We start from the raw sequence: 11233 nt of genomic DNA, 5'->3' as shown, positions 1-11233 counted from the left end.
AGTACGGTCCTCCGGGGTGCCCGTCGCCGTGTTCGGCCGTTCGGCCTACCGCGCGGGCCAGGGCACCTGCGGGGAGCGGTAGTACCCGATCCCGAGCGCGTCCCAGCGCGGCGCCTGGGCCGCCAGGCGCGTCCGGTAGGTGTTCCAGTCGTGCGTGGCCGCGGGCGACCAGCCGAGTTCGGCGACGCCGGGCAGTCGGGGGAAGGCCATGGCGTCGATGTCGGCGGAGGTCGACAGGGTCTCCGACCACAACGGGGCCTCGACACCGCGCACCGCGGAGGCGGGCGCGCCCGGCAGGTAGCTGCCCGGGTCCCAGTCGTAGGACCGCTGCACCTCGACGTAGCCGGCCCAGGCCAGTCCGAGCGGGGTGTCCTTGGTGTACTTCATGTCGAGGTACACCCGGTCGGCCGGGGACAGGATCAGCCCGGTGCCGTTCTGCGCCGCCTGGGCGACCTGCGCCTTCTCCGCGGCGCTGGTGGAGTCCAGGCCCCAGTACTGGGCGAGCGCACCCTTGGCCGGGGTGGCGGCGGTCAGCTGGTGCCAGCCGATCACCGTCTTGCCGTACTTGGCGACGATCGGCTGCACCCGGTCCATGAACCGCACGTAGTCGTCGTGGCTCGTGGAGTGCGCCTCGTCGCCGCCGATGTGCAGGTAGCGGCCGGGGGTGAGGGCGGCCAGCTCGCGGACGACGTCGTCCACGAAGGCGTACGTGATGTCCTTGGACACGCACAGGGAGCTGAAGCCGACGTCGGTGCCGGTGTACAGCGGGGGTGCCACGCCGTCGCAGTTCAGCTCCGCGTAGGAGGAGAGGGCCGCGTTGGTGTGGCTGGGCATGTCGATCTCGGGGACGACCTCCAGATGGCGGGAGGCGGCGTAGCGAACGATCTCCTGGTAGTCGGCCTTGGTGTAGTGGCCGCCCGTGCCGCCGCCGACCTGCGTGGAGCCGCCGTGGGTCGCCAGGCGCGGCCAGGAGTCGACGGCGATGCGCCAGCCCTGGTCGTCGCTCAGGTGCAGATGCAGCTTGTTGATCTTGTAGAGGGCGAGTTCGTCGATGTAGCGCTTGACCTGCGTGACGGTGAAGAAGTGCCGGGAGACGTCGAGCATGGCGCCCCGGTAGGCGTAGCGCGGGCTGTCCTGGATGGTGCCGCCGGCGACCAGCCACGGGCCCGGCTGCACGGACTTCCTCTCGACGGAAGGGGGCAGCAGCTGCCGCAGGGTCTGCACGCCGTGGAAGAGGCCGGCCGGCTCCCCCGCGGTGATCGTCACCCCGCTCGCCGCGCTGTCCAGCCGGTAGCCCTCGGCTCCGTACGACCCCTTGGCCAGCCGCAGCTGGATGCCGCCGCGACCCTGGGTGGTCAGCGGCAGGCGGTAGCCGGTGGAGGGCCGCAGGACGTCCGCGAGGTACTCGCCCACCTGGCGCGCCTCGCGGGAGTCGTCGACGCGGATGTGGGTGCCCGCCGTGATGCGATACGGGTTCCCGCCCGCATGGACGGAGGCGGGGGCCGGGACCACCTGGCCGAGCGGCGTCGCGGCCGCCGTGGGCGCCGCACCGCCGGCGGGCGCGGCGCCCACGGCGAAGGCCCCGGCCGCCGCCGCGAGCAGTAGCGCGCCCAGGGCTCGGCTCGTCCTGGGCATCCGGATTCCTCGGGGAGTCGTGCTGTGGTGCCGTCTCACATGCGCTCCCTTCGTTCGGCTCGGGACTCTGGGAGCCCCGACGGTATAGACCACTCTCTCGCAGATGCGGTGAAACAATCTCCCCATGACGGAAATCATCCAGAACGACGGCACGTGGGTGCTGGACGGCGACGCCCTGAGACTGACTCCGGGACGGGACAAGAACGTCGGTCTGCTGCGACGGACCCTGGGTGAGATCCGCGTACCGCTCGCCGCTCTGGCGGGCGTGTCGTTCGAGCAGGGCAAGCGGGCCGGGCGGCTCAGGCTGCGGCTGCGTGACGGCGCCGATCCGCTGCTGCACGCGACCGCGGGCCGGCTGCCCGAGCCGCACGACCCCTATCAGCTGCTGGTCGAGCCCGAGCGCTACGGCGTCGCCGAGTACCTCGTGGACGTGGTCCGTGACGCCCTGCGGCTGGAGCAGGTGCCCTCCAGCCCGGTGACGGAGTACCTGCTGCCCGGTCCCGCGCTGCCCCTGTCGGTGTCGGCCGGGGACGGCACGGCGAGCTTCGACGGCGAGCGGGTACGTCTGGAGTGGAACTGGAAGACGGAGGACGCCAAGGCCGCGGGCGGGGCCCGCACACTGGCGCTCGCCGACATCACCGCGGTGGAGTGGCTGCCCGCCGCCGGGCTGGAGAACGGCTTCCTGCGCCTCACCGTGCGGGGCGCGCCCGCCGACGTCCCGCCCAAGCACGACCCGAACGCCGTGGAGCTGTGGGGTTTCAAGAAGGACCCGCTGATGGCGCTGGTCGCGGCGGCCGTGCAGGCCCGGCTGCCGCATCCGGCCGCGCCCGTGGACGGCGCCGTGCCCGCGGACGGGGCCGTGCCCGGCGGGCCCGCGCCGGTGGAGGCCCCCGCCGACCGGGGTGCGGACGGGACCGAGGAGGACCACGACGTCCTGCTGCGGCGGCTGCGCGAGCTCGGCGAACTGCACCGCGCGGGGGTACTGACGGACGAGGAGTTCACCCTGGCCAAGCAGGCGGTCCTCAGACGCCTGTGAGAACCGTCCGGGCGACACCGCCCCCGCACCCCCGCACTCCGCACCCGGCACCCCTCACCACCTCCGCACCCGGCACCCCCACCACCCCATCGGCGCACCCCTGCCCGAAATCGGGCAGGTTTCTTGCGAAAGCCCGTCCCTTACTCCAGAATCCACCGGGTGCACGACGAACTTGTTGATCACCTGACACGGTCCACGCCCCTGAACCGGGGCGAGGCGCTGCGGGTGGTCCAGGACGTGCTCGCCTACTTCGACGAGACGACCGAGGAGTTCGTCCGTCGCCGCCACCGCGAGCTCCAGGCCCAGGGCCTGGTGAACGCGGAGATCTTCGAACGGATCGGGGCGGACCTGAAGTACCGCGCGGTGGCACCGCCGGAGCTCTCCCTCCGGCAGCTGCGCCGGATCGTCTACGGCTGAGGGATACCTGTACATGTGCGGAATCGTCGGATACATCGGCAAGCGTGACGTCGCCCCGCTGCTCCTGGAAGGCCTTCAGCGCCTGGAGTACCGCGGCTACGACTCGGCGGGCATCGCCGTCACCTCGCCGAAGGCGGCCGGCCTGAAGATGGTCAAGGCCAAGGGCCGGGTCCGCGACCTGGAGGCCAAGGTCCCGGCGCGCTTCAAGGGCACCACCGGCATCGCCCACACCCGCTGGGCCACCCACGGCGCCCCCTCCGACGCGAACGCCCACCCGCACATGTCGGCCGACAACAAGGTCGCCGTCGTGCACAACGGCATCATCGACAACGCCTCCGACCTGCGCCGCAAGCTTCAGGCGGACGGCGTGGAGTTCCTCTCCGAGACCGACACCGAGGTGCTCACCCACCTCATCGCCCGCTCCGAGGCGGAAACGCTGGAGGAGAAGGTCCGCGCCGCCGTCCGCCTGGTCGAGGGCACCTACGGCATCGCCGTCCTGCACGCCGACTTCCCCGACCGCATCGTGGTGGCCCGCAACGGCTCGCCGGTCGTGCTCGGCATCGGCGAGAAGGAGATGTTCGTCGCCTCCGACATCGCCGCGCTGGTCACCCACACCCGGCAGATCGTCACCCTCGACGACGGCGAGATGGCCACCCTCAAGGCCGACGACTTCCGCACGTACACCACCGAGGGCACCCGCACCACCGCCGAGCCGACCACCGTGGAGTGGGAGGCCGCCTCCTACGACATGGGCGGCCACGACACCTACATGCACAAGGAGATCCACGAGCAGGCCGAGGCCGTGGACCGGGTGCTGCGCGGCCGGATCGACGACCGGTTCGCCACCGTGCACCTCGGCGGCATCAACCTCGACGCCCGCGAGGCGCGCGCGGTGCGCCGGGTGAAGATCCTCGGCTGCGGCACCTCCTACCACGCGGGCATGATCGGCGCCCAGATGATCGAGGAGCTGGCCCGCATCCCCGCCGACGCCGAGCCGGCCTCCGAGTTCCGCTACCGCAACGCGGTGGTCGACCCCGACACGCTGTACGTCGCGGTCTCCCAGTCCGGTGAGACGTACGACGTGCTGGCCGCCGTGCAGGAGCTCAAGCGCAAGGGCGCGCGGGTGCTCGGCGTCGTCAACGTGGTGGGCTCCGCCATCGCCCGCGAGGCGGACGGCGGCATCTACGTCCACGCCGGCCCCGAGGTCTGCGTGGTGTCCACCAAGTGCTTCACCAACACCTGCGTCGCCTTCGCGCTGCTCGCCCTGCACCTGGGCCGCATCCGCGACCTGTCGGTGCGCGACGGCAAGCGGATCATCGAGGGCCTGCGCAAGCTGCCGTCCCAGATCTCCGAGATCATGAAGCAGGAGGAGGAGATCGAGCGGCTGGCCCGGGACTACGCCGACGCCCGTTCGATGCTCTTCATCGGCCGGGTCCGGGGCTACCCGGTGGCCCGTGAGGCCTCCCTGAAGCTCAAGGAGGTCTCCTACATCCACGCCGAGGCGTACCCGGCCTCCGAGCTCAAGCACGGTCCGCTGGCCCTGATCGAGCCCGCGCTGCCGACGGTGGCGATCGTGCCGGACGACGACCTGCTGGAGAAGAACCGCGCGGCCATGGAGGAGATCAAGGCCCGCAGCGGCAAGATCCTGGCCGTCGCCCACCAGGAGCAGGAGAAGGCCGACGAGACGATCGTCGTGCCCAAGAACGAGGACGAACTGGACCCGATCCTCATGGGCATCCCCCTCCAACTCCTCTCCTACCACACGGCGTTGACCCTGGGTCGAGACATCGACAAGCCCCGCAACCTGGCCAAGTCGGTAACGGTGGAGTAAGAGCAGGTAGTTAACGGTGCCCTGACAGATCGCCCCGAAGGGGCGCCCCAGGGGCGCGGGGCTGTATCGACATGCGGCTCCGCCGCGTGGGCGCGACCAGCCCCCACGCGCCCGCACGGGCCAACCCGTGAGAAACGGACCCCCACGTGTGCACCCATCACGCGGGGGTCCGTCTCCATCGCCGGGGAGCATCCCACCCCCCAGCCCGCGCAGCTACCCGGTGGCCGTCACCCCCCGGCCGGCAGCGCGTCGCGGAAGTTCCGTGGGCCAGTGGGCGAGCGCCGCCGTGGCCGCGTACCAGGCGACCGCTCCCGCCGCCACGGCGAACCAGCCGCCCACCTTCGCCAGGCCGCCGTTGTCGGCGAAGCGTGCGATGGCGAGCAGCACCAGGGAGACGAAGAACAGCCCGTAGGCGCCCTGGCCGAGCACGTCGCCGCCGGCGAGCGTCAACGTCAGGGCCACGAGGGCGAACAGAAGCAGGAAGAGCCCCGCGCCGTTGCCGGAGACCTGGTTGCCGGCCGAGACCGCCCAGGTGAACCAGAGGGCGCCGAGCGCGCAGTAGGCCGTACCGGTCGCGGTGTCGCGATCGCGGAAGGCCAGCAGTCCGGCGACGAACAGTGCGACGCCGCCCACATAGTGAGCGAGCGTCACCGAGTCGTTCGCCGTCACTCCGTTGATGACTTCGGTGTACCCGAGGCCGAAGGCCAGCAGGGTGACACCGAGGGCGAGTCGGCCGAGGATGGTGGTTGTGGTGCTTCCCGCAGAGACGTCGTTGGCCACGGCAAGCTCCCTTCATGCCTGCGCAGTTGTGCGGTGACCGGTATATGCCCTTCACAAGGGCACAAACACCTCTACGCGCGAGTAGCTTCACGGAAAGTGCGCGACGGGAAAAGGGAGTCGGCCGACGAGGGCCCGTCCAGGGCGCGATCGGCTAGTGCCGCGGCGGGCAACGTTTGCCCGTCAAGGAGCGGCGTCCGGTGCGTGCTCTGGGGGTCCCCCCTGCTCGAAGAGCTTGGGGGAGTGCCGGCCGGAAGTCCTCGTACTGGATGTACTCGGGCTTCCGGCCGGTGCGGCGAGAGGGCGTGCCGGGCGTCGCGACGGGGCAAACGTTGCCTGTCGCGGCACTAGGGGATGACGACGACCGGCCGCCGCGCGCGCTTGGCGAGCCGGCCCGCGACCGAGCCGAACAGGCGCCCCACGAGCCCGTGCGTGGAGCCGACGACGATCGCGTCCGCCTCGTACTCCCTGCCGACCTCTTCGAGTTCGTGGCAGATGTCGCCGCCGCGCTCGACGAGGATCCACGGCACCTCCGCCAGGTACTCCGCGCAGGCGAGTTCGAGGCCGAGGACCTCGGTGCGGTGGTCCGGCACGTCGACGAAGACGGGGGGCTCGCAGCCCGCCCACACCGTGGTGGGCAGCCGGTTGGCGACGTGCACGATGATCAGGCCCGCATGGGTGCGGTGCGCCATGCCGATCGCGTAGGCGAGGGCGCGCTCGCTGGAGGTGGATCCGTCGAAGCCGACGACGACGCCGTGCTTGAACGCCGGATCGCAGGGATGGCGTGGCTCTTCCGCCGCCAGGGGATCGGCCGCCGTGGGGTCGGCGACCGGTCGCTTGCGGTCCGCGGGTTCGAAGAATTCGTGACCGGCCATGGCTGTCTCGGCGTTGTGATCCTTTGTCGGGGACGACAGTCTGTGGCGAAGCTGTGTCCGGGAATGGTCTTCCCGTCCCCATACCCCCAAGGGTACGGCGGCACGCCTCCTTAGCCCAGATCCCGCGCACTCTCCGTGGCGGTTCACCGGAGCATGCACGAGCCACGCCCGTAACGCAATGGTTGCTGCCCCGTACAGGCGGTTTGTGCGGGATTCACTTTCCGCGACGGACGGGATCGCGGTAACAGCGGGGCACCCGGCGCACCGAGCGGCGCGCGGGACGCCGGACGGGACACCGGGCGGCGCGCCTTGGGCGACACCGTCGGCGAGGCGGCGCGTTGGGCCGCCTTCAGTTGCACACTCGTCTCCGCGACCCTGCTCCAGTACGGCACGTCGTTCGCCGGCGCGACCCGCACCGCCCCGGGCCTGGCGGCCGTCCGGCACCCGGGCGGAAGAGCACCGGTCGGTTGACCGGTTTTTACGCACGCAGCCGTAGCTTTTCAGCCAACTTCTCGTATCTGTGCATTCCCCGGCCGAAGTACCCCCCACTCCCCGTTCGACCTGCACGGAAAGGGTCCCCGCTGCCCCGCGCACCCTACGGGGATTGGCCACCGCGACGAGGCGCACTTCCCTGCACGCTCCCCGAGTGCAACGCTTCGTGATCGAATGCTTCACGCCAAGTTGCCATGTCGACAATGTGCCGGGTGACGAACTGGTCAACGCGGCACGGCGGGACGCAGTAGATTCGATCTTGACTGTCTTACGGCGGGGGACTCGTGCAGGACCGAGGGGAAACGTGCAGGAGCGACACAACCGAGGAGCCGCGACCACCGAGGGGGGCTTAGCAGTATGAGCCACGACTCCGCTGCCGCGCCGGAAACCGCGGCCCGGAAGCTTTCCGGGCGACGCCGCAAGGAGATCGTCGCGGTGCTGCTGTTCAGCGGCGGCCCCATCTTCGAGAGTTCCATACCGTTGTCGGTGTTCGGGGTTGACCGCCAGGACGCCGGCGTACCGCGCTACCGACTGCTGGTGTGCGGCGGCGAGGAAGGCCCGCTGCGGACCACCGGGGGCCTGGAACTCACCACACCGCACGGCCTGGAGGCGATCTCCCGCGCGGGCACGGTCGTCGTACCGGCCTGGCGCTCGATCACCTCGCCGCCGCCGGAGGAAGCGCTCGACGCGCTGCGCCGGGCGCACGAGGAGGGCGCCCGCATCGTGGGCCTGTGCACCGGGGCGTTCGTACTCGCCGCGGCCGGCCTGCTGGACGGCCGGCCGGCGACCACGCACTGGATGTACGCGCCGACGCTGGCCAAGCGCTATCCGTCGGTCCACGTGGATCCCAGAGAGCTGTTCGTCGACGACGGCGACGTGCTGACGTCGGCGGGCACGGCGGCCGGGATCGACCTGTGCCTGCACATCGTGCGCTCGGACCACGGCAACGAGGCCGCGGGCGCGCTGGCCCGGCGGCTGGTGGTCCCGCCTCGCAGGAGCGGAGGCCAGGAACGCTACCTGGACCGCTCTTTACCCGAGGAGATCGGCGCCGACCCGCTCGCCGAGGTCGTCGCCTGGGCGCTGGAGCACCTCCACGAGCAGTTCGACGTGGAGACGCTGGCGGCGCGCGCGTACATGAGCCGGCGTACGTTCGACCGCCGCTTCCGCTCCCTGACCGGGAGCGCGCCGCTCCAGTGGCTGATCACCCAGCGGGTGCTCCAGGCCCAGCGGCTGCTCGAGACGTCCGACTACTCCGTCGACGAGGTGGCGGGCCGCTGCGGCTTCCGCTCCCCCGTGGCACTGCGCGGCCACTTCCGGCGGCAGCTGGGCTCGTCCCCGGCGGCGTACCGGGCGGCCTACCGGGCACGGCGGCCGCAGAACGAGCGGCAGGGCGAGGGCGACCTCGGCTCGGGGACGGCCGGCGTGCCGGGCGTCCCGGGACCGCACTCCGCGGCGGCCGCCCAGGCCGGTCCCGCGTCGCCGCTGCCCTCCTTCCCACCGGAGAGCCAGGTGCCCCACCAGGCCCGCCGCACGGCGGCCCTGTCGGTGAGCGTTCCGGGCCAGCGCGGCGGCTCCTGATCCACGGCGGGCGGGCGGACGGGCCTCCTGGCACCGTCCGCCCGCCCGTCCCGGCGTGGGGGCCGCGTCGGCCCTTGCCCGACAAGGCGCCGCACGGTCGGTTCAGCTCGCGGCGGGGCGCCGTAAGGTGAGACACATGAACGATCGCATGGTGTGGATCGACTGCGAGATGACCGGCCTCTCGCTGTCCGACGACGCGCTCATCGAGGTGGCCGCCCTCGTCACCGACTCCGAGCTGAACGTACTCGGCGAGGGAGTCGACATCGTCATCCGGCCGCCGGACTCGGCGCTGGAGACGATGCCGGAGGTGGTGCGTGAGATGCACACCGCGTCCGGTCTGCTCGCCGAGCTGACCGGCGGCACGACGCTCAAGGACGCCGAGGAGCAGGTCCTGGCCTACGTGCGGGAGCACGTCAAGGAGCCCGGCAAGGCCCCGCTGTGCGGGAACTCGGTCGGCACCGACCGCGGCTTCCTGCTGCGCGACATGCCGACGCTGGAGGGCTACCTCCACTACCGGATCGTGGACGTGTCCTCGATCAAGGAGCTGGCCCGGCGCTGGTACCCGCGGGCGTACTTCAACAGCCCGGAGAAGAACGGCAACCACCGCGCCCTGGCCGATATCCGCGAGTCCATCGCGGAGTTGCGCTACTACCGCGAGGCCGTCTTCGTCCCCCAGCCCGGTCCCGACTCCGACACGGCCAGGACGATCGCGGCGAAGCACGTCCTGCCTGCTCAGCAGGTGTAGCGGGGTCCCGCGAAGGGGCGCCGCGAAACCTGTGCGCGAGCACCCCTTCGGACCCTGTAGACTTCTTCTCGGCCGGTCGGGGAAGCCACAGAATCCCTGTGACCGGTCATGGTGGGTGTAGCTCAGCTGGTAGAGCACCTGGTTGTGGTCCAGGATGCCGCGGGTTCGAGTCCCGTCACTCACCCTTCACCGAGAGGCCGGTGACCTGGTACCCAGGTCACCGGCCTCTCGCGTACCCGCCCGACTCCTTCAGGGCCGGTCCGGTGGGTTGCGCAGGGCCCTCGCGATCACGTCGTGGACGAGGTGTTCGCCGGGGCCTCGGTTCTCCTTGAGCCGGGGAAGATCGTGGGTGATCCCGAGCAGCCGCCGCACCGGCGCAGGCGCCGGCCGGTCTCCTCCTCGACTTCGCGGGCGAGGGCTCTGGGCGAAAGCCCGGCCATCACGGTCACGGTCCACGACCACCCTGTACCACTCGTCCGCCATGGCCTCACTGCGGGGCAGGCGCGCTGTCATCCTCCCTGGCGCTGGGGTCAGTTGACGTCCCCGGGGGATAACCGTTAGACATAGCCGCCGGCTGTGGAGGGACGGGGATGCAGGACGCGTTGCTGGCGATGCTGGTCAAGGAGCCGGCCCACGGGTACGCGCTGCGCGCTCGGCTGCGGGCGGCGCTCGGGCCGTTGGGGGCGGCGATGAACCCGGGGCAGGTGTACGTCACCCTGTCGCGGCTGGAGAAGGCGGGGCTGGTGGTGTGCCTCGACGCCGAAGGGGTCGCCGACCGCAAGGTGTACGAGGTGACCTCCGCGGGCCGGGAACGGGCGGCGCGCTGGCTCACGGGGGCGGCGTGGCCGAAGCCCGACCTGGCCGACTTCCATCTGCGGCTGGTCGCGGCCGCCGCCAGTGGACTGGCCGATCCGGTGGATCTGGTGGACCTCCAGCGCCGGGAGCTGATGCGCCGGCTGCGCGACGCCCAGCGGGCGGCACTGGACGAGCCCGGCGTCCCGACCGCCTCGCTGTTGCTGGAAGGCGTGGTGCTGCGGCTGGAGGCGGATCTGCGCTGGCTGGAGGCATGCGAGCGGGCATGGCTCGGAAAGAGGGAGGGTGCGTGACCGGCGTATCGAGCGGCACCGTGCTGCGGGCACACCGGGTGTCCAAGGAGCACGGCGAGGACCAGGGCCTGGTGCGGGCGGTCGACGAGGTCGACCTGGAGGTGCGCGCGGGCCAGAGCGTCGCGGTCATGGGACCGAGCGGCTGCGGCAAGTCCACGTTGCTCCACCTCCTCGGCGGCATGGACCGCCCGACCGGCGGGGAGGTCTGGCTGGCCGGCCACCGCCTGGACGTGCTCGGCGAACGGGCCCTGGCCCGGCTGCGCCGCCGGCACGTCGGCTTCGTCTTCCAGTCGTTCCATCTGATGGAGGAGCTGACGGCCGTGGAGAACGTGGAGTTCCCCGCGCTGCTGGCCGGCTGCGGGCGGCGCCGGGCCCGTCGACGCGCCCTGGAACTGCTGGAGCGGGTCGGACTCGCGGACCGGACGGGCCACCTGCCGTCGGCGCTGTCCGGAGGGCAGCGGCAACGGGTCGCCATCGCACGCGCGTTGGCCAACACGCCCTCGCTCATCCTGGCCGACGAGCCGACCGGCAACCTGGACAGCGCGGCGGCCCGCGAGGTGCTCCGCCTCTTCGAGGATCTGCGCGCCACCGGCCAGACGCTGGTACTGGTCACGCACGATCCGCGGATCGCCGCCACCGCCGACCGGTTGATCACCATGCGGGACGGAGCCTTCGTCGACGACACCGCCTTCCCGGCGGCCCGGGCGGACGTCCACTCCCTGATCGACCTGGAAGGGTGAC

The 11233-nt window shown here is 71.5% G+C and carries 11 protein-coding genes and 1 tRNA gene; 9 read left to right on the top strand and 3 right to left on the bottom strand.

What is annotated here, in order from left to right; all coding sequences use genetic code 11:
* Positions 1 to 45 precede the first annotated feature (45 nt).
* A complete protein-coding gene (locus ACIHCX_RS28380; RefSeq protein WP_400034327.1) occupies positions 46 to 1635 on the bottom strand; it encodes a beta-N-acetylhexosaminidase in 1590 nt (529 codons plus the stop codon).
* 124 nt (positions 1636 to 1759) lie between these two features.
* On the opposite strand from ACIHCX_RS28380, the gene ACIHCX_RS28375 reads away from it, so the two are divergent.
* From ACIHCX_RS28375 to glmS, 3 genes are all read left to right on the top strand, one after another.
* Positions 1760 to 2671, top strand: a complete 912-nt coding sequence (locus ACIHCX_RS28375; protein ID WP_400034325.1) for a DUF4429 domain-containing protein — start codon at positions 1760 to 1762, stop codon at positions 2669 to 2671.
* Between the two features lie 159 nt (positions 2672 to 2830).
* On the top strand, positions 2831 to 3088 hold the full coding sequence (locus ACIHCX_RS28370) for a hypothetical protein (RefSeq protein ID WP_189705630.1): 258 nt from the start codon (positions 2831 to 2833) through the stop codon (positions 3086 to 3088).
* A gap of 13 nt (positions 3089 to 3101) precedes the next feature.
* Positions 3102 to 4919, top strand: coding sequence for a glutamine--fructose-6-phosphate transaminase (isomerizing) (glmS, locus tag ACIHCX_RS28365; RefSeq protein ID WP_400034323.1), 1818 nt, complete (start codon positions 3102 to 3104; stop codon positions 4917 to 4919).
* A gap of 213 nt (positions 4920 to 5132) precedes the next feature.
* On the opposite strand, the gene ACIHCX_RS28360 is transcribed toward glmS, so the two are convergent.
* Complete coding sequence (locus ACIHCX_RS28360) at positions 5133 to 5699, bottom strand: GPR1/FUN34/YaaH family transporter (protein WP_376396109.1); 567 nt, start codon at positions 5697 to 5699, stop codon at positions 5133 to 5135.
* A gap of 344 nt (positions 5700 to 6043) precedes the next feature.
* Entirely contained in the window at positions 6044 to 6571 is a 528-nt protein-coding gene (locus ACIHCX_RS28355; protein ID WP_400034320.1) for a universal stress protein, read from the bottom strand.
* 309 nt (positions 6572 to 6880) lie between these two features.
* Here ACIHCX_RS28355 and ACIHCX_RS28350 point away from each other — a divergent pair, with 309 nt between their 5' ends.
* From ACIHCX_RS28350 to ACIHCX_RS28325, 6 genes are all read left to right on the top strand, one after another.
* Complete coding sequence (locus ACIHCX_RS28350) at positions 6881 to 7042, top strand: hypothetical protein (protein WP_400034318.1); 162 nt, start codon at positions 6881 to 6883, stop codon at positions 7040 to 7042.
* Between the two features lie 378 nt (positions 7043 to 7420).
* Positions 7421 to 8641, top strand: a complete 1221-nt coding sequence (locus ACIHCX_RS28345) for a GlxA family transcriptional regulator (protein WP_400034316.1) — start codon at positions 7421 to 7423, stop codon at positions 8639 to 8641.
* Between the two features lie 136 nt (positions 8642 to 8777).
* Positions 8778 to 9386, top strand: a complete 609-nt coding sequence (gene orn, locus ACIHCX_RS28340) for an oligoribonuclease (RefSeq protein WP_400034314.1) — start codon at positions 8778 to 8780, stop codon at positions 9384 to 9386.
* 111 nt (positions 9387 to 9497) lie between these two features.
* Positions 9498 to 9570, top strand: a tRNA-His gene (locus ACIHCX_RS28335).
* A gap of 406 nt (positions 9571 to 9976) precedes the next feature.
* On the top strand, positions 9977 to 10492 hold the full coding sequence (locus ACIHCX_RS28330) for a PadR family transcriptional regulator (RefSeq protein WP_400034312.1): 516 nt from the start codon (positions 9977 to 9979) through the stop codon (positions 10490 to 10492).
* Complete coding sequence (locus ACIHCX_RS28325) at positions 10489 to 11232, top strand: ABC transporter ATP-binding protein (protein ID WP_400034310.1); 744 nt, start codon at positions 10489 to 10491, stop codon at positions 11230 to 11232. The genes ACIHCX_RS28330 and ACIHCX_RS28325 overlap by 4 nt, the downstream gene beginning before the upstream one ends.
* Position 11233: the final 1 nt, after the last annotated feature.

This window comes from Streptomyces sp. NPDC052043 (genome assembly GCF_044548235.1).
Lineage (GTDB): Bacteria > Actinomycetota > Actinomycetes > Streptomycetales > Streptomycetaceae > Streptomyces.
Note: the sequence above shows the minus strand (reverse complement) of the source record. Positions and strands in the feature narration are given on the sequence as shown.